The organism is Nonomuraea sp. NPDC048892 (assembly GCF_040649735.1).
Taxonomy (GTDB): Bacteria; Actinomycetota; Actinomycetes; order Streptosporangiales; family Streptosporangiaceae; genus Nonomuraea; species Nonomuraea maheshkhaliensis.
The window spans coordinates 12,410-30,147 of record NZ_JBEZFZ010000017.1; the positions used below are offsets into that span (position 1 = coordinate 12,410).

The 17,738-nt window shown below is 73.3% G+C and carries 15 protein-coding genes; 5 read left to right on the forward strand and 10 right to left on the reverse strand.

Annotated features, from left to right (window positions below; all coding sequences use genetic code 11):
• Window positions 1-56: 56 nt before the first annotated feature.
• The 6 genes from AB0C28_RS39015 to AB0C28_RS39040 form a co-directional block, all read right to left on the reverse strand.
• Entirely contained in the window at window positions 57-2,747 is a 2,691-nt protein-coding gene (locus AB0C28_RS39015; protein WP_358080414.1) for a hypothetical protein, read from the reverse strand.
• A gap of 128 nt (window positions 2,748-2,875) precedes the next feature.
• Entirely contained in the window at window positions 2,876-4,114 is a 1,239-nt protein-coding gene (locus tag AB0C28_RS39020) for an acyl-CoA reductase (RefSeq protein WP_358080415.1), read from the reverse strand.
• Complete coding sequence (locus tag AB0C28_RS39025; protein ID WP_357847835.1) at window positions 4,114-5,139, reverse strand: acyl-protein synthetase; 1,026 nt, start codon at window positions 5,137-5,139, stop codon at window positions 4,114-4,116. Before AB0C28_RS39025 ends, AB0C28_RS39020 begins: the two co-directional genes overlap by 1 nt.
• Before the next feature lie 16 nt (window positions 5,140-5,155).
• On the reverse strand, window positions 5,156-6,469 hold the full coding sequence (locus tag AB0C28_RS39030; RefSeq protein ID WP_346110128.1) for an AMP-binding protein: 1,314 nt from the start codon (window positions 6,467-6,469) through the stop codon (window positions 5,156-5,158).
• Window positions 6,466-7,296 carry an SDR family oxidoreductase gene (locus AB0C28_RS39035; protein ID WP_358080416.1) on the reverse strand — a complete coding sequence of 277 codons (831 nt, stop codon included), beginning with the start codon at window positions 7,294-7,296 and terminating at the stop codon, window positions 6,466-6,468. The genes AB0C28_RS39030 and AB0C28_RS39035 overlap by 4 nt, the downstream gene beginning before the upstream one ends.
• A complete protein-coding gene (locus AB0C28_RS39040) occupies window positions 7,280-7,528 on the reverse strand; it encodes an acyl carrier protein (RefSeq protein WP_346110620.1) in 249 nt (82 codons plus the stop codon). The genes AB0C28_RS39035 and AB0C28_RS39040 overlap by 17 nt, the downstream gene beginning before the upstream one ends.
• A gap of 160 nt (window positions 7,529-7,688) precedes the next feature.
• On the opposite strand from AB0C28_RS39040, the gene AB0C28_RS39045 reads away from it, so the two are divergent.
• From AB0C28_RS39045 to AB0C28_RS39055, 3 genes are read left to right on the forward strand one after another with little or no spacing between them, the layout of a single operon-like run.
• Window positions 7,689-8,525: a hypothetical protein gene (locus tag AB0C28_RS39045; protein WP_358080417.1), complete on the forward strand. Its 837-nt coding sequence runs from the start codon at window positions 7,689-7,691 to the stop codon at window positions 8,523-8,525.
• Window positions 8,522-10,138: a hypothetical protein gene (locus AB0C28_RS39050; RefSeq protein WP_357847829.1), complete on the forward strand. Its 1,617-nt coding sequence runs from the start codon at window positions 8,522-8,524 to the stop codon at window positions 10,136-10,138. Before AB0C28_RS39045 ends, AB0C28_RS39050 begins: the two co-directional genes overlap by 4 nt.
• A 20-nt stretch (window positions 10,139-10,158) precedes the next feature.
• A complete protein-coding gene (locus tag AB0C28_RS39055) occupies window positions 10,159-12,048 on the forward strand; it encodes a glycosyltransferase family 2 protein (protein ID WP_358080418.1) in 1,890 nt (629 codons plus the stop codon).
• Window positions 12,049-12,058: 10 nt separating this feature from the next.
• On the opposite strand, the gene AB0C28_RS39060 is transcribed toward AB0C28_RS39055, so the two are convergent.
• Complete coding sequence (locus AB0C28_RS39060) at window positions 12,059-13,183, reverse strand: aminotransferase class I/II-fold pyridoxal phosphate-dependent enzyme (protein ID WP_357847824.1); 1,125 nt, start codon at window positions 13,181-13,183, stop codon at window positions 12,059-12,061.
• Entirely contained in the window at window positions 13,183-14,160 is a 978-nt protein-coding gene (gene pseB / locus AB0C28_RS39065) for a UDP-N-acetylglucosamine 4,6-dehydratase (inverting) (protein ID WP_357847822.1), read from the reverse strand. Before pseB ends, AB0C28_RS39060 begins: the two co-directional genes overlap by 1 nt.
• Before the next feature lie 163 nt (window positions 14,161-14,323).
• Here pseB and AB0C28_RS39070 point away from each other — a divergent pair, with 163 nt between their 5' ends.
• Window positions 14,324-15,037 (forward strand): glycosyltransferase family protein, encoded by a 714-nt coding sequence (locus AB0C28_RS39070; protein WP_357847820.1) that lies wholly within the window; start codon window positions 14,324-14,326, stop codon window positions 15,035-15,037.
• The gene (locus AB0C28_RS39075; RefSeq protein ID WP_358080419.1) at window positions 15,034-16,056 is read left to right on the forward strand and encodes a hypothetical protein; all 1,023 of its coding nucleotides are present in this window, start codon (window positions 15,034-15,036) and stop codon (window positions 16,054-16,056) included. The genes AB0C28_RS39070 and AB0C28_RS39075 overlap by 4 nt, the downstream gene beginning before the upstream one ends.
• A gap of 46 nt (window positions 16,057-16,102) precedes the next feature.
• Here AB0C28_RS39075 and pseI read toward each other — a convergent pair whose 3' ends face one another.
• Together pseI and AB0C28_RS39085 are read right to left on the reverse strand one after the other, a co-directional pair.
• The gene (pseI, locus tag AB0C28_RS39080) at window positions 16,103-17,146 is read right to left on the reverse strand and encodes a pseudaminic acid synthase (protein ID WP_357847816.1); all 1,044 of its coding nucleotides are present in this window, start codon (window positions 17,144-17,146) and stop codon (window positions 16,103-16,105) included.
• Window positions 17,143-17,634 carry a GNAT family N-acetyltransferase gene (locus AB0C28_RS39085; protein ID WP_358080420.1) on the reverse strand — a complete coding sequence of 164 codons (492 nt, stop codon included), beginning with the start codon at window positions 17,632-17,634 and terminating at the stop codon, window positions 17,143-17,145. The genes pseI and AB0C28_RS39085 overlap by 4 nt, the downstream gene beginning before the upstream one ends.
• Between the last annotated feature and the right edge of the window lie 104 nt (window positions 17,635-17,738).

A 17,738-nucleotide genomic window follows, 5' to 3' on the forward strand; every position in this document is an offset into this window, starting at 1 on the left:
GGGGCGCGGGTGATTTCCCCGGCCCATTCCGCGAACGGGAGGATCTTTTTACTTGCTCAGGGGATTTGATAGATGGAGCAGCACGCATTGCGAAACCGCAACCGGGCGAATTCCTGCGGACGCGGATTCATCCCGGTGAAAAGCCACGTGACGCCATATCGGTCGGCGAGCTGTCGCACGTTCTGCGCGGTGGGCGCGCGGAAGACCGCGTCGTTCGCCGCCAGCCGCGCCTGATCCGCGAACGGCACCGTGAGGTACGAGCCCGCGAACAGCCCGGCCCGTGACAGCGTGCTCTCCGCGTACGCCCAGCCCTCGACCAGCACCCGCCGCTCGCTGAACCCCGACACCCAGAAGTGCCTGCTGTCGCACACCCGCCACCCGTCGTGGAGGCAGTGCAGATCGGTGGCCACCACGTCGCCGGGCGCGGAGTGCTCACGCAGCCACCGCCCCGCCGCCCGCGCCCCCGGCGGGATCAGCCGCTCCCGCTTCTCGCCGTCCGGCACGATGTGCCCGGCCACCTCCCGTACGGAGGTCGGCACGGCGTACCCCGCCAGCACCGCGACCACCGCCAGCACGTGCCCGCGCCGCCACACCAGCAGCGCCGCCACCGCCAGCACCGCGTACGGCAGCACGACCAGCCCCAGCCGTCCACCGGGAAAACCGTCCGGCGCCTGCGCTGTCAGCAGACCGGCCGCCGGCGCGGCGACCAGCGCGGCGACCGCTCCCGCCGCCGCCGCCAGGCAAGCGAGCCGGATCCACGGCAGGCGCGGCGCCGCCAGCACCCCGCACACGGCGGCGATCGACAGGTAGGGCCGGGCCGCCTCCAGGAAGTACAGCTGCGACTCGGCCGGGTGACCGAGCAGCGCGGCCGCGCCGATCCCGGCCGCACCGACACCGAGCACCAGCAACAGGGCCGGCTCCAGCACCCGCCGCCCCAGCCCCGCCACCCCACCCCACACACAGGCCAGACAGAACAGATGCACCCCGGTCAGCACGGCAAGCCACAGAACCGGCGCCGCCGCGGGCTCGGCCAACGCCGCCGCGGGCTCGGCCAACGCCGCCGCGGGCTCGGCCAACGCCGCCGCGGGCTCGGCCAACGCCGTCGCGGGCGCGGACAGCGCCGCCGCGGGCTCGGCCAGCGCTGTCGCGGGCTCGGACAGCGCCACAAGCCGCGCCCACAGCCCCCGCATCGTCGCGAACGGCGACACCACCGTGCCCTGCGCCCCCTGCCCGAACAGCACGAACTGGGCGAACAGGAGGCAGACGAGCGTCCACACCGCCGCCCCCGCCCACGGCCCCCGCCGCCACCGCCCCGCCAACCCCCGCACGACCCCGCCCCGCCCGCCACCCGCACGCCTGGCCGCCCACCGACCTCCGCCCGAACGCCCAGCACCCCTGCCGTCTCGCGCACATGCAGGCACCGCCCGCACCGCCAGGACGAGCAGCAGGGCCGCCAGCAGCATCGGCAGGTAGGTGGCCTTGGCGCCGGCCAGGACGGGGAGCAGCACCGCCAGCGCCGCCCACCGCCGGCCGAACTCGCCGACCAGCAGCAGCACCACGGCCGCGAACAGCAGCGCGCCGAACGTCTGCGTCGGGCTGGCCCAGACGGTGAACATCGAGCGCGTGGGAAAGCTCACGTCCTCCACCAGCTCGGGCCCGAACAGGAAGTACGCCACCCCGGCCGCCGCGACCCCCGCTCCCCACCGCCCGCCCAGCCGCCGCCCGATCGCCGCCACCAGCACGACCGTCGCCGCGGCCATCGGCAGCGTGGACAGCCGGTAGACCAGCGTCACTGGCTCGATCCCGGTCACCCAGCTGGTGGCGGCCATCTCGGCGTGGACGAACCAGTGATAGGACAGCCCTTCGCCCAGCACAGACGGCATGGTGAGCGGAAAGTGATGCTTGGCCTCGCCGACCAGGGCCAGGTGGTACGGCATGTCCACATACGCGGCCGCCACCGGGACCCGGTACAGGAACAACGCGCTCCACCCGACCAGATAGGCCACGATCCCCGCCAGCACCCACGCACACCACCCCGGCACCCGCTCCCGCACCCCGTGCCCGCCCCCCTGCCCACGCCGCCTCCCGGGGAACGGCCGAGACGAGTGCCGTCGCGCGTAGGGTCGCCCGGACGATGGCGGCGCGGATCGGTGCCGCTCGGTCGTAGACGGCCCGGATGGATGCCGTTCGGACGATGTCGGCCCGTATGGGTGCTGCCCGGTCGCAGACGGCTCGGATGGGTACTGCTCGGATGCATCCGGCTCGGATGAGTGCCGCCTGGACGTGGACGGCTCGGGCGCGTGCCGTCCGGACGAAGGCGGCTCCGACGGGGGCCGTGCGGGCGGGAAGGCTCCGGTCGAGTGCCGTCCGGTCGCGTGGCGGGCCCACCAGTGCCGCCTCAGCCGGGGCACGCAGGTGAACGCGCACAGGACCGCGACCGGCGCACCCAGCACGAGCAGCGGCACCCCCACCGCCCTGGCCGGGATGTAGGCCAGCACCTCGACCGCGTACCCCAGCGCCAGCCCCGCCGCCAGCTCCTCGGCCAGGGACCGGCCGCCCCCGGTCAGCGCCCGCCACAGCAGCGTGCCGGGCAGCAGCACCCCTGCCCCCAGATAGGCGGTGAAGAACGCCAGGTCGCGCGCGGAGACCCCGCACCACAGGAACACGGCCAGCGCCCCGCAGCACACGAGGAAGGCCGGCGTCCATCCCGAACGGAACCCGCGAAAGCGTGCAAAAGCCGCCGGCACCCGACCCAGGCCCGGAAAACGCAAGAGACCCCGCCCCCGGAAGCGCAGCAGAGCGGCCGATGGCCACCCCAGGCGGGGGGCGCGCCCGCGGGCCAGGTGGACGAGCCGGCGCCGGGGTGGAGCCGGTGTCATCTGATCACGGTCACCAGACGCGTGAACTCGGCCGGCAGGTCGACACCGTCCCACACCCGGTGGAAGCTCAGCGCGCTGCCCACCGGCACCATGCGGTCGACCCCGCGCCCGGCCAGCCCCATGGCCAGCTCCTCCAGCTCGGCCTGGCCGAACCCGAAGTGGGTCATCGTCTGGTCACGCCGTTCGACCAGCTCCGCCAGCTCGCCCAGGGTCTCCAGCCTGGCGTACGCGAACGTGCCTGCGCCCAGCCACCGGCGCGGCGCCGCGGCGGCGGCCGACAGGCAGACGCAGGCCAGCGCGTTGCCCCGGAACTCCACGCCCTCGGCCAGCCCGTCGGCGGCCAGCCCGTAGGTGGAGACCCGCTTCTCCACGGCCATGGCCGCGTCGACGCCCCACCCGCGTACGGTCACCACCCGAGAGACGTGGTCGGTGAAGTCGGCCCGAGCCGTGTCGCAGTCGCCCTGCGCGCCCACCCAGAACACGGTCCTGGGCGAGGAGCAGGCGGCCTGGTCGAACCAGTAGGTGTCGTTGACGAACCCCTCGGCGACCGTCACCCGCGCCGCCCTGGGCGCGCACAGCCACGCCGCCGCCCGGATCACGGCGAAGGAGGAGCGGTCGGGGAAGGTGAGGTCGCGGGCGTGGGGGGCCAGGGCGTGGCGGCGGAGCTCGCTCACGCTGCGGTCGCCGCCCCACACCACCCGCAGGTCGCAGGCGGCCGACAGCGCGGCCGTGACGGCGTCGGAGCGGTCGTAGGAGACGACGCGCTGCGTGGCCGCGACGGCGGGGTCGGCGTCGGCCAGCGACTCGTGCAGCGTCTCCAGGATCGTCTCGGCGACCACGCCGGAACGGGGTGACAGCCGCACGACGTTGCGGTTGCCCATCAGCGCCGACAGGGCCCACGAGTAGACGAAGACCGTGTCGACGTTGGCCGGCGGGACGTGGAAGATCAGGCCGCGCGGGACGCGTACGTGCTGGCTGCCCAGGCCCTCGACCGTGCGGGCCAGCTCGCTCGGCCGCAGGAAGAAGCCCAGCGAGCCCAGCTCGGGATGGCGCCGCGCGAGCGCGGGCCGCAGCAGCCGCCGGCCGAAGGCCGCGAGGAACTCCCTGACCCGCTCGTCACCCACGCGGAGGCTGCCGTCGAGCCCGGCGAGCAGCTCTTCAACCGGCACGGTGCCGGCGGCGGGGAACCTGACGTCCACCACGGGGACGTCGAGTGCGGTGCTGTTGTCCGGCATCAGCCCTGCCCAAGGGTGTCGCTGCAGCCGCGCGCCTCGGCCCGCGGCAACCGGCCGAGGACCTCGAAGCGTTTGCCCGGCCAGCTGCCGTCGTCGACCCCGCGCACCACGCCCATGTCCTCGGTCAGCAGCACGTGACCCGGATAGGACGTGGGCAGCGTACTGACCACCTCGATCAGCCCAGGCACCCCGTCAGCGGCCTCCTGCCAGGTCTCGGGGTCGCGGATGACCACGTCGGCGAAGTCGGGGCAGTAGAGCCCGTCGCCGTCGGGGCCTTCGAGGAAGACGGTGCCGATCTGCTCGACCATGCCGTAGAAGTTGTGCACCCTGCTCAGCCCGCACTCGGCCGCCAGCCGCCGCCGGAACTCGGCGTTGCCGACCGCCTGCTCGGCCAGCCGCTTCCAGCCGCCCGAGTGGATGAGCACCCCCTGCGACAGGTCGCAGCCCAGGCCGAGCAGGTGGAGCCAGACCATGTAGGTGAAGCCGAAGATCAGGAACGGCTCGCCGCCGTGACGCCGCAGGAAGGACGTGACCGCCTCGGCGTCCACCCCGCCCTGCTCGTCGAGCACGAACGTGTGGTCGCGGCCGAAGTTCATCATGCCGAGCACGCCCGCGCCCCTGGCGCTCAACGTGGGGTCGCGCACCACGGAGCGGGTGTCGACGATCAGCATCGGCAGCCGCCGCTCGCCCAGCACGGCCCGCACGGTGGCGGCCAGCATGCGGGTCTGCGCGGCGGCGGCCTCCTTGTCGAGGTAGATGCGGCTGGGCCGCTGGCCGGTGGTGCCGCTGGAGGTCAGCACCCGGAATACCTGGTCCTCGGGTACGCTGCGCAGCTCGTGGGTCTTGAACAGCCGCACCGGCAGCCACGGCAGGTCGGCCACCCGCTCGTAGGGGGGCGCCGAGCCGATCGCGTCGAGGATGCGGCGGTAGGGCGGGCACGCCTCGCGGTGCCGCTCGGTCAGCTCCGCCAGCCGGGGCAGCAGCGCGGCGTCCCGCTCGGGGCCGGCCAGGGTGAACACGCTCATCGCGCGGGACGCCCGCTCATGCGAGTGACTCCAGGGTGCGGTAGTCGATCTTGCCGGACGCCAGCAGCGGCAGCCGGTCGATGTGGTTGACCTCGAACCCGCTCCAGTGCAGCCGCAGCTCGGCGGCCAGCCGCCGGGCCATGAGCACGCGCGCGGGCGGGTCGAGCGTCTCGGTCCAGATGGTCACCCGGTCGTCGCCGGCGGTGACCGCCACCGGGCCCGAGCCGCGCAGCATGCGCTCGACGTCGTCGAGGTTGACCCGGATGCCGAAGATCTTGGCCATCCGCTTGAGCCGGCCGGTGATGTGCAGGAACCCGTCGGGGTCGACCCGCCCCAGGTCGCCCGTGCGCAGCACCCCGCCCAGGTCGTCGCCCCTGGCCAGGTCGTCGGCGGTGTCGGCGTAGCCCATCATGACGTTGGGCCCGTGGTAGAGGATCTCGCCGTCGTCGTCGGCCTCCAGCCGCCCGCCGGGCAGCGCTAGCCCGGCCGAGCCGAGCTTGTCGGCCAGCCGCTCGGGCGGCAGGACGGCCATGCGGGCGGTGGCCTCGGTCTGGCCGTACATCACGTAGAACCGGTCGACCTGGCCGGCGAACTCCCTGATCAGCTCGGGGGCGAGCCGCCCGCCGGCCTGGGTGAGCGTGGTGAGGGCGGGATAGCGCTCGCGGTCGAAGCGCATCCGGCGCATCATCGTGTACTGGTACGGGACCGCGGCCAGCGACGTGCAGCCGTGGGCGGAGAAGTCGGCCCAGAACGAGCGCTCCAGCAGCCCCGCCTCCGTCAGCACCACGGTCGCGCCGGAGATGAGGTGGCTGTTGAGCACGGACAGCCCGTAGCTGTAGTGCAGCGGCAGGCTCGTGGGCGAGATCACGTCGGGCCCGATGGACAGCGTCGAGGCGATGGCGGCGGCGTTGGCCAGGACCGCTTGGCGGGACAGGCGGACGAGCCTGGGGTTGCCGGTCGAGCCCGAGGTGGCCAGGAGCAGGCCCAGGTCGGGATGGGGCTCGGGCAGGTCGCCGCGTGGCGGCGGCGGGCCGTCGAGCGGGTTGGTGAACCCGAGCAGCGCGGCCGGCCTGAACCGCTCGGCCAGGTCGGCCAGCGTGGCGGTGGGCAGGTCGGGGTCGAGCAGCGCGATCGGCCGGCCGGAATGCCAGGCACCGAGGTAGCAGAACACCGAGGCCAGGGTGTTGCGCATGGCGCAGAACAGCGGCCCTGGCCGCAGCCCGTCGAGGTTTTCCGCCGAGCGCTTGACGTAGCGGGCCAGGTCGTCGCCCTCCAGGCCCTTCGCGTCTCCCGCGGCGATGAGCCGGGCGCGCGGGTGGGGGAACATCATGGCACCAGCCCGCCGTCCACGCCGAGCACCTGGCCGGTGATGAACGCGGCGGCCGGCGAGACCAGGAACGCCACGGCGCCGGCGACGTCGGCGGGGCTGCCGAGGCGGCCGAGCGGGGTGGCCGCGACGACCCCGGCCCGGCCTTCGTCGTCGAGCGTGGCGAGCAGATCGGTCTCGATGTAGCCGGGGGCCACGGCGTTGACCCTGACCCCTGCGGGGCCGAGCTCCTTGGCCGCGGCCAGGGTGAGGCCGAGCAGCGCGGCCTTGCTCGCCGAGTAGACCGCCTGGCCGGGGCCGCCCGCGCGGCCCATCACCGAGGAGACCAGCACCACGGCGGGAGCCGCACCCCTGCGCAGCAGCTTCAGCGCGGCTTGCAGGGTGTGGATCGCGCCGACGGCGTTGACCTCGAACAGGTGGCTGATCGTGTCGCGGCTCGTGAGGCCGAGCAGGCCGCCGGCGTGCACGCCGGCGTTGACCACGAGGGTGTCGAGACGGCCGTGGCGCTGGTGGATCCGCCGCATCATGTCGGCGAGCCGCCCGGCGTCGGCCACGTCGCCGTGGGCGTGGTCGGTGGCGCCGCCGGTCTCGGCCGCGACCTCGGCCGCCGCCTTTGCGGCGCGCTCCTCGTCGCGGCCGTGCAGCACGACCGTGTGATGAGCCGCGGCCAGGGCGCGGGCGACGGCCCGGCCGATGCCCCTCGTCGAGCCGGTGACGAGAGCGACCCTGCGCTCCACCGAGCCGCCCGCGCAGCACCCGCCGGGGCCGCCCGCGCAGCACTCGGCGGGGCCGGCGGCGCCCGCCGGGCGGGGCTCAGCGGGCGGGCGCACCGACGCCGTGCTTCTCGAGCAGCTCGGCCGCCAGCGCGAACGAGCTCATGTCGATCATCTCGTCAGTGTCGATCATGACGGAGAACTCGTCCTCCATCGCGGCGACCAACGCCATGTGCGCCAGGGAGTCCCACTGCGGGATGGCCCGGTATCGGAGGTCGTCGACGTCGGCGTCGGGCGGCAGGTTGAGCGCCATGCGGAACACGGCCCGCAGGCGATCGAGATGACTCATGATCACTCACTCTCTGTCCTCAAGCCACGACGAAGTGTAGCCGCAATTGTTCGGGAAGAAAAACCAAGACCCCGGCCTGGGTAATGGAAGCGTATAACGAGGCGTGACCCGTGATGGGTGCTGGGAATGTCGGGTGGGACACGGCAACCGTACAGGGGGAATGATGGACGAATCCAATCACTGGTACGGGCACTCCCGCATACTCGGCAGATACTGCGGCCTCCCCGAGGATACGCCAAAGCGCATTCAAGGTTTCCTCCAGCACGGATGGAACTATCTGCACGGATTCCCGCCCAACGACCACTGGTGCAGCCCGGGTTATCCCCGTTTCATCTGGTCGGACGTGCTGCGCCGCAGGGGTTGGTCGATGGGCCGGCGCGGTCACTACCTGATCGGCGCGCCCTGGATTTACCTTCTTGACCTCGAACCCGAGCTGGGCGTCCGGCCGGATCGCGAGGGCACGATCTGGTATCCCTTTCATGGGTGGGAAAAGTATTCCGTCAGCGGTGACCACGCCCGGCTGGCCGACGAGATACGAAATGTCGAGACTGGTCCGGTCACCATCTGCCTTTATTGGTTGGAATACGCAAATCCGGACATTCGACAAGCGTATGGATCGAGGGGGTTCCGGGTCATCTGTCATGGCGATCGCGGGTCCCGCTGGGAGGCCAAGGGCCGCGACTTCCTGCGCAAGCAGCTGATCGAGTTGCGCGGCCACCGCAGGGTGGCCTCCAACCGGCTCGGCAGCGCGCTGTTCTACGGCGCCTCGGTGGGATGCGACGTGGCCGTCTACGGAGACCCGATGCAGTACGAGGACGAGCGGCCCGAATACGGCGGCACCGCGCGCCGCCTGCGGCTGTGGCCGGAGCTGCACGGCACCGACGTCGATCGGGAGCTGGCGGCCGAGGTGGCCCGGCGGGAGCTGGGATTCGAGTATCAGGCGACACCGGAGGAGCTACGGCGCATGTTCGGATGGAAGCGGGAGCGCACCGCGTGAACACCAACGAGACACCTGACAACGTGCGGCTGATCGGCGGGGAGATGCTCCTCTGGTCGGACATGTCCGGCCTGGGCGGCGTGGTGGACTGGCGCGGCGCGGCATTGGACCTGCTCGGGCGGGTGATGCCGGACGACGGCAGGGTGCTGCTGGTCGGGCCGCATCCGCAGGCGCTCGTGGACGACGTGGTCGCGCGGGCGCCGTCGGCCGACGTGCTGCTGCGCTCCTACCCCGACGCCTGCGCCCTGGCCGAACGGCATCCGGAGCTCACCGTCCACTGCGGGCGGCTGGAGCTGCTCGCGGCGGAGGAGCCGTACGAGCTGGTGGTGGCCCTCGACGGGCTGCTGCGCACGCACTCGGCCGAGGCGCCCGCCGCCGCATGGGACGAGTCGCTCGGCGCGCTGGCCGACCTGGTCGCGCCCGGCGGGCGGCTGGTCCTCGGCGTGCACAACGACCTGGGCGTGGACCGGTTCGTCGAGGCCAGGCCGACCGGCCGCGAGTGCGCCGACGACCAGTGGGCCCCCCACGGCTTCGACCCCAGTTACCCCGGCGGGCCGGGGGCGCTGGACGTGGGGCTGGAGTCGGCCGGGCTGAGCGTGCAGCGCTGCTACGCGGCCTTCCCCGACCGGCGGGCGCCCAGGTCGCTGCTGTCCAGGGAGGCGCTGGGCTTCGACCTGCCCGAGGCGCTGACGTTCGCGCTGAGCGCGGGAGACGGTGACCGGATGCTGGTCGCCGACCCGCTGCGGGTGACGCGGCTGGTGTTCCGGCACCGGCTGGGCGAGGAGCTGGCGCCGCTCTGGCTGGCCGTGGCCACCAGGCCGCCGCGCGCCGCGAGCGCGTCCAGGGCGGTGGAGCTGCCGCTCGGCCTCATCGAGGACGGCCAGGCCCTGTACGAGCTCACTCCCACGGGTACCCGCCGGCTGCCCGGCGGCGAGGAGCGGCCGGTCCCCGCGGGCCGCGTGGTGGAGGAGCTGCTGGTCGAGGCGTGCGCCCGCGAGGACGTCAGGACCATCCGCGAGCTGCTGTCCGAGCTGGCCGCGTGGCTGGAGGCGGGCGGCGAGGTGTCGGCGGCGGCCGACAGCCTGGTCCACGACGGGGAGCGGTTCGCCGCCGTCAACCCGCCGGCGGCCCCGTCCACGCCGCCCGAGCCGCACGTCGTGCTCTGCCGCATCCTGTGGCGCTTCGCGGTCAGGCTGCTGGCCGCCGGTCACCACCACCCGTGGCCGTGGCCGCTGGAGGCCGACCAGCTCACGCTGACCCTGTGCGGCATGGCAGGACACACCTGCGACCCCGGTGACCTCGACCTGGCCCGCAAGCTGGACGCCGAGCTCGGCCGGCCCGCCGAGCTGGCCGAGGACGCCCCGGCCTACCGCGACCTGCTGGCCGCGCGCGACCGCCTGGCCGACCAGCTCACCGCCGCGCTGGCCAGGATCGCCCGGCTGGAGACCAAGCTCTCCTACCGCGAGCGCGAGCTGGTCAGGGCTAAGGCGAAGCTGCGCAGGACCCAGCGCAAGGCCACTGCCTATCGCAGAACGCTCGGATACCGCCTCTCCCGCCGCCTGGCCCGTCCCCGCAAGGTCGCCCGCCGCGTCATACGCCTGCTGTCCGGCTGAGCCAACGATGAGGAGTGCCCGTGCCGGTTCTTTCGGTGATCGTCCCGTTCCACAATGTCGAGAAGTACATCGGACCCTGCCTCGACTCCATCGCCGCGCAGACGCTGGGGGAGGAGGTGGAGGTGATCTGCGTGGACGACGGCAGCGCCGACGGGAGCGCGGACGTGGTGGCGTCCAGGCGCGCGGCCGACCCGCGGATCACCCTCGTCCGCCAGGACAACCACGGCGTCGGCCACGCCCGCAACGTCGGGGTGCGCCACGCGGGCGGCGACTACCTCGCGTTCGTGGACGGTGACGACACCGTCCCGGCCGACGCGTTCAAGCGCATGGTGTCCACGCTGGAGGACACCGGCTCCGACCTGGCCTGCGGCAACGTCATGCGCCTCTACCACAACCTGCTCATCCCGTCGTGGGCGCACCGCGAGGCGTTCGCCAAGCCGCTCAGGCGCACCCACATCACCCGCCACCCGCTGCTGATCCGCGACCGCATGTTGTGGAACAAGGTCTACCGCCGCTCCTTCTGGGACCGCCTCGGGCTGAGCTTCCCCGAGCGCATGTACGAGGACCAGCCGGTCGCCATGGCGGCCCACGTCGGCGCCAAGTCCGTGGACGTGCTGGCCAGGGTCGTCTACCACTGGCGGCAGCGCGACGAGCCCGCCTCCTCGATCACCCAGCGCCGCCTGGAGCCGGGCAACCTGCGCGACCGCCTGCTGTCGGTGCTCCAGACCGCCGACCTGCTGGCCGCCGCGGCGCCGCGGCTCAAGGACGACTTCGACCGCGACACGCTCGACATCGACATGGGCGTGGCGGTGGAGGCGATGGCGGCCGCCGGCGCGGCGGCCGACGACGACCTGCTCGACCTGGCCGTCCGCTACCTCGACGGCGTGTCGCCGGAAGCCTGGCGGAGCATCCCGTTCGAGCACCGACTCCTGGTCCACCTGCTGCACCGGCGCCGCCTCGACGAGCTGGCCGCCGTCTTCGCCCAGGCCAGGGACGGCCACCTGTGGCCCAAGGTCGGCTCGGCGGGCATGTTGCGCAAGCGCTGGTACGGCCGGCACCCGTCGCTGCCGGGCCACCTGTCCGAGATCTCCGGCGAGCTGGGCCTGCAGGCCAGGCTGGTGAGCCTCGACTGGCGCGACGGCGTGCTGCGCGGCGCGGGCCGGGTGGCCGTCGGCAGGTTCGACGTGGGCGGGCTGCGCCGGGTGCGGGTGCGGATCTGGCTGGAGGAACGCGGCACCGGCGACGTCATGCTGCTGTCCGACGAGGAGAGCGCCCCCACCTGGGAGAGCGTCGAGGACGAGGAGGGCGGCCGGCTGCCCGAGCACGCGTTCCCGTTCAGGTTCGCCCTCGACCCCGGCGCGATGTCGCGGGCCCGGCTGGCCAGGCACGGCCTGTGGGACCTGTGCGTGCAGCTCAGGGGGCAGGGGCTGCGGCTGGACGGCAAGGTGGCCGGGCCGCGCTGGCTGCCGCCGCCGATCCCGCTGCCCCGGCGCAGGTCGGGGGTGTGGCTGGTGCCCGTACGCACGTCGCGGGGGGCCTGGTGCCTGCGCGTCCGTACGGCGTCGATGACCGTCGGCGACTGCCGGGTGGACGACGGCGACCTGCTGCTGTCGGGGGTGATGACCGACACCGGCGACGGCGAGCCGGTGCTGCGGCTGCGGCGCAGGAACGACGGCGAGGAGATGTACTTCCCCGTCGAGCTGGACGGCCAGGACTTCCACGCTCGCGTGCCCCTGGCCGGCATCGACGAGCGCGTCGGCCACGAGTCGTGGTGGGAGGTGCTGATCGACCAGGGGCGGGCGCAGCGGCCCCTGGTCCGTACGCGGCCGCGCGCGCGGGTCACGGTCGCCGGGCGGAGCTTCCAGATCGACCGGGGCGAGGACGGCTGCCTGCTGTTGGTCGAGCGCTGATCGCGCGAACTCAGGACAGGATGCCCGCCAGCGTCTCCACGACGCGGTCCTGCTGCGCGTCCGTCAGGTCGGGGAAGAGCGGCAGCGACAGCTGCTCGGCGTAGTACGCCTCGGCCCGCGGGCACAGGCCGCGCCGGTAGCCGAGATCCGCGAACACCGGATGCCGGTACGCCGGCAGGTAGTTGACCTGCACGCCGATCCCGGAGGCGCGCATGCGCTCGTACACCTCGCGCCGCCGCCCGTCGTGCACCCTGACGGGGTAGAGGTGCCAGCTCGGCCGCACGTACGCGCGCTGGGCCGGCAGCGTCAGCCCCGGCACGTCGCGCAGCAGCGTGTTGTACCGGGCGACCAGCTCGGCGCGCCGCGCGCGGAAGCGGTCGAGCCGCCGCAGCTGGCTGAGGCCGAGCGCGCACAGCACGTCGGGCAGCCGGTAGTTGAGCCCGAACGCGTGCACCTCCTGGTGCCAGCCGCCCTCGTCGGGTTCACGCTGCTCGGACGGCTCCCTGACCAGCCCGTGGTTCCTGAACGCGGCGGCGCGCTGGAAGCGCTCCGGGTCGCTCGCCGCCACGGCCCCGCCCTCGGCCGTCGTCACGGTCTTCGTCGGGAAGAAGGAGAACGTGGTCAGATCCGCCAGGGCCCCCACCGGCCGATCCTTGTACGCCGACCCGATCGAGTGCGCCGAGTCGCCCACCAGCACCGCCCCGAACCGCTCGGTCACCGTGCGCAGCTCGTCGTAGTCGGCCGGGTGGCCCGCGTAGTCGACCGCCGTGACCGCCCGCGTCCGGCAGGTGACCAGCGCGGCGGCGGCGTCGGGGTCGAGGTTGCCGGTGTCGGGCTGCACGTCGGCGAAGACCACCCGCGCGCCCAGCAGCGCGGCCGTGGCCGCGGTGGCGACGAACGTCAGCGGCGAGGTGACCACCTCGTCGCCCGGCCCGACCCCGGCGGCCACGTACGCGACGTGCAGCGCCGCAGTACCCGACGTGACCGCTACGCAGGGCACGCCGCCCGTCCACCGGGCCAGCTCCGCCTCGAACCGGCCGACGGCGGGCCCCGTGGTCAGCCAGTCGCCGCGCAGCACCTCGGCGACCGCCGCCACGTCGGACTCGGCGATCGACTGCCGTCCGTAGGGCAGCATCAGCCGGCCACCATGGCGCGCAGGTCCTCGACCGACAGCCAGTGCTCGTTGCTGTCGGAGCGGTAGGCGAAGCCCTCGGGCAACTGCTCGCCGGTCTGCGGCGGCGTGTAGCCCCAGGTCGCGATCGTGGGCTGGACCACGTACCGGTCGGACAGCCGCAGCGCCCTGCGGCCGTCGTCGGCGCCGATCATCTCCTCGTGCAGCTTCTCGCCCGGCCGCACGCCGATCTCGTAGATCGGGCTGTCGGGGGCCAGGGCCTCGGCCAGGTCGGTGATGCGCATGCTGGGGATGCGCGGCACGTACAGCTCGCCGCCCTGCATGAGGTCGAAGGAGTCGACCACGAACCTGACCGCCTGCTCCAGCGTGATCCAGAACCTGGTCATGCGCTTGTCGGTGATCGGCAGACTGCCGCCCTGCTCGGCCAGCCGCTGGAACAGGGGGATGACCGAGCCCCTGCTGCCGACGACGTTGCCGTAGCGGACCACGGAGAAGCGGGTCTCGTGGGCGGCGGCGTAGTGGTTGGCCGAGACGAACAGCTTGTCGGCGACCAGCTTCGTGGCGCCGTAGAGGTTGATCGGGCTGGAGGCCTTGTCGGTGGAGAGCGCGACGACCTTGCGCGCGCCGGAGTCGATCGCGGCCTCCACGACGTTCTGGGAGCCGGCGACGTTGGTGCGGACGTACTCGAACGGGTTGTACTCGGCGGTGTCGACCTGCTTGAGCGCCGCGGCGTGGACCACGTATTCGATGCCGTGCATGGCCCTGGTCAGGCGGTCGCGGTCGCGGACGTCGCCGATGAACCAGCGCAGCCGCTCGTCGTCGGCGAACAGCTGCCTGGTCTCGTACTGCTTGAGCTCGTCGCGGGAGAAGACCACCAGGCGGCGGACCCCGAGCGAGTCGAGCGCGTGACGGATGAATGCCTTGCCGAAGGACCCCGTGCCTCCGGTGATCAGAATCGACGATCCACTGAGAATGCTCACGTGGCCCCCTGAAATCGCGCTTACGCGCTGTCGTCGTCGTGGCAGGCGGTAGCATAGCGCGATCGTTCGGTGACTCACAGTGAGTCCTGTGCATGTGACTGAAGTGCACCTCCTGTCACACGCTGTCATCCGGGGGAATGGGGCTTCGGTGCGGATTGTCGGAATGGTTCAGGCTCGGATGGGCTCAACCCGTCTGCCGGGAAAGGTGCTACGGGACCTGGAGGGCCGCTCCGTCCTCGGCTGGGTGGTCAGGGCCGCCCGCGAGGCGGGCGCGCTCGACGACCTCGTCGTGGCCACCACGTCCGAGCCAGGCGACGACGCGGTGGCCGCCGAGTGCGGCCGGCTCGGCGTGGCCTGTCACCGGGGGCCCGTGGACGACGTGCTGACCCGGTTCGTGGGGGCGCTGGAGGGGCGGCGCTGGGACGCGGTCATGCGGTTCACGGCCGACTGCCCGATGCTCGACCCCGCCGTGATCAGGGAGGCCGCGCTGGTCTTCCGCGCCGTTCCCGGGCTCGACTACCTGAGCACGAGCCTGGCGCGTACGCTGCCGCGCGGGCTCGACGTCGAGATCGCCGGCCGGGCCGCCCTGGCCAGGGCGCACGAGGAGGCCACCGGCTTCCACCGCACCCACGTGACCTCCTACATCTACGAGCACCCCGGTGACGCGCGGCTGCTCGGGCTGGCCTACCGCCCGGCCGGCGACGACCTGCGGGTCACGCTCGACACCGAGGACGACTGGCGGCTCATCTCCGCGGTGGCGGCCGAGCTGGGCGACCGGTGCGTGCCGGTCAGGACGCTGGTGAACTGGCTGCGCGAACGGCCGGACGTGCGCGGGCTCAACGCCCACGTACGCCAGAAGGCGCTGCAGGACGCGTGACGGCCGGCACGGTGCGACGGGTGGGGCTGCGCTGCGACGCCGGGGCCGAGAGCGGGGCCGGGCATCTGGTGCGATGCGTGGCGCTGGCGGAGGAGCTGTGCGCCAGGGGCGTCGAGGTGGTCTTCCTCGGCGAGGTACGAGGGTCGGCGTGGGCACGGGCCCAGCTTCGTGAGCGTGGCCTGCTGCTGGTCCCGGCTCCGCGCGAGCCCGCCGAGCAGGCCGCGCTGGTGACCGGTCTTGGGCTGGACGCCGTGGTGCTCGACTCGTACGTGCTGCCGGAGAAGACCGGTGCCGTGCTCAGGGAGGCCGGCGTCAGGGTGCTGGCCATCGTGGACGGCGACCCGCTGGGCCAGGAGGCCGACCTTTACCTCGACCAGAACCTCGGCGCCGAGCACCGCCCCTTCCCCACCCCCTTGGTCGTCCCCGCCGCCGGCGCCGAGCGGCTGGCGGGCGCGCGTTATGTGCTGCTGCGCGACAGCGTGCGGCGGCTCAGGCGGGATGAGCGCCCGGCCCCGCGCCGAGGCCGGGTGCCGCGTGTGCTGTGTTTCTTCGGCGGCACCGACAGCGCCGGCGTCGCCCCGGCCTGGACGCGGGCGCTCATGGCGACCGGGCGGCCCTTCGCGGGCACGGTCGTCAGCCCGGTGCCGTTCGAGGCCGGGCATTCAGGAGGAGGCGGGCCGATCGAGGTGATCGCGCCGACGGACCGGCTGCCCGAGCTGATGGCCGGCGCCGACCTCGTGCTCACCGCGGCCGGCTCGGCCGTCTGGGAGCTGCTCCACCTCGGCGTCCCCACCGCGCTGACCTGGGTGGCCGGCAACCAGCTCATCGGGTACGAGGAGCTGGTCGGCAGGGGAGTGGCCGCCGGACTCGGCCCCGAACCGGGACCCGAGGCGGTCGGTGTGCTGGCCGGCCTGCTCGCCGACCCCGCCGCCCGCGAGGAGCACGGCCGGCGCGGCCGCGGCCTCGTGGACGGCAGAGGCCGCGAACGCGTCGCCGACGCCCTCCTCGCACCCCGCTGACACACAGCTCCCCGCGCGAGCGGGCCCGGTCGGCGCGAGCGTCCGGCTAGATGAGGTCCCAGGACAGCGGTGTGCCGAAGGGGACGTCGCGGGTGAAGCGGCGGCCCATCACCTGCTCGGCCGCGTCCGGCGGCAGGCCGCCCGCGGGCCGGATCGAGCGCACGTTGTCGGGGCTGACCTGCTCGCCCGCCCGCACGTCACGCACCACGTACAGGGAACGCCGGAAGCGCAGCCCCTCACGCTCCGACGGCCGCGGCCCGATCGCGGCCTCGCCCAGCGACCGCCAGGCCCGCTCGCTCTCCACCACCAGCGCCGCCAGCTCGGCCGGCTCCAGCGAGAACGCGGAGTCCACCCCGCCGTCCGCCCGCGCCATGGTGACGTGCTTCTCGATCAGGCAGGCGCCCAGCCCCACCGCGGCCAGCGCGGCCCCGAGCCCCGGCGTGTGGTCGGACAGGCCCACGACCTCGCCCGTCAGCGCGGCCAGCAGCGGCAGCGAGCGCAGGTTGCTCTCGGCGGGGTCGGCGGGGTAGGAGGCGGTGCACGACAGCACGGCGAGCTGCGTGCAGCCGGCCGCGCGGGCGGCCGACACCGCGGCGTCGATCTCGGCGGCCGAGGCCATCCCCGTGGAGATGATCAGCGGCTTGCCGGTGGCCGCCGCGAGCCGGATCAGCGGCAGGTCCACGATCTCGGACGAGGCGATCTTGTACGCCGGCACTCCCAGCTTCTCCAGCAGCTCGACCGCCGTCGGGTCGAAGGGCGCCGAGAACGCGGCCAGCCCCCGCTCACGCGCCCGCTCGAAGATCGGCTGGTGCCACTCCCACGGCGTGTGGGCCCGTTCGAAGAGCCGGTAGAGGTTCTCCCCGCCCCACAGCTCGTGCTCCTCGCCCAGCCGGAACGCGGGCCCGTCGCAGTCGATGGTCAGCGTGTCGGGCCGGTAGGTCTGCAGCTTCAGCGCGTGCGCCCCGGCCTCGGCCACCGCGTCCACGATGGCCAGGGCCCGCTCCAGGCTGCCGTTGTGGTTGCCGGACAGCTCCGCGACGACGTACGGCGGATGGCCCGGCCCGATCGTGCGTCCCCCGATGGTGATCATGTGTGGTCCCTTCTCAGCTCGATCCGCACGACCTGGCGCGGCACCCCGTCCACGCTCCTCCGGTACGCCCCCACCTCGACGAACCCGAAGCGCCTGTGCAGCCGCATGACCGGCTCGTTGCCGGCCAGCACCTCGCCGCGCAGCGTGCTCACCCCGAGTGGCCCGAAGGCGTGCTCGACGGCCGCCCGCTCCAGCCCGATCCAGGCCGGCAGCAGCGCGCCCGCCCGGTCGAGGCCGTCGAAGTCGAGGTAGTAGCCCCAGTACGCGCTCCCGTCCGCCACGTCCGAGTAGGTCACCACCCCGGCGGGGGCCCGCTCGTGGTCGTAGACCAGCACCCGCCTGGCCGGGTCGGAGCGGACGGCCGCCCACCAGCGGGCGTGCTCGTCCTCGGTGATCTCGTGGGTGGTGAAGCTGGCGGCGCGCACGCGCGGGTGGTTGCGCCAGCGGAGCATGACCGGCAGGTCGCCGTCGTGGACGTCTCTGAGCACCGCTCCCCCTACTGTTCGTGCTCGATGACTTGCACAACGTAGCGGATTCCGCGTCAGGTAAAGAGCTCATCAGGGACGGGCATCGAAGCCGGGATCGGCCCGCC

Bases quoted from the DNA above. Each gene is read 5' to 3' on its own strand.
- AB0C28_RS39020 (WP_358080415.1), bottom strand. From the start codon at position 4,114: ATGCCGGACAACAGCACCGCACTCGACGTCCCCGTGGTGGACGTCAGG.
- AB0C28_RS39025 (WP_357847835.1), bottom strand. From the start codon at position 5,139: ATGAGCGTGTTCACCCTGGCCGGCCCCGAGCGGGACGCCGCGCTGCTG.
- AB0C28_RS39030 (WP_346110128.1), bottom strand. From the start codon at position 6,469: ATGATGTTCCCCCACCCGCGCGCCCGGCTCATCGCCGCGGGAGACGCG.
- AB0C28_RS39040 (WP_346110620.1), bottom strand. From the start codon at position 7,528: ATGAGTCATCTCGATCGCCTGCGGGCCGTGTTCCGCATGGCGCTCAAC.
- AB0C28_RS39045 (WP_358080417.1), top strand. From the start codon at position 7,689: ATGATGGACGAATCCAATCACTGGTACGGGCACTCCCGCATACTCGGC.
- AB0C28_RS39060 (WP_357847824.1), bottom strand. From the start codon at position 13,183: ATGCTGCCCTACGGACGGCAGTCGATCGCCGAGTCCGACGTGGCGGCG.
- AB0C28_RS39070 (WP_357847820.1), top strand. From the start codon at position 14,324: ATGGTTCAGGCTCGGATGGGCTCAACCCGTCTGCCGGGAAAGGTGCTA.
- pseI (WP_357847816.1), bottom strand. From the start codon at position 17,146: ATGATCACCATCGGGGGACGCACGATCGGGCCGGGCCATCCGCCGTAC.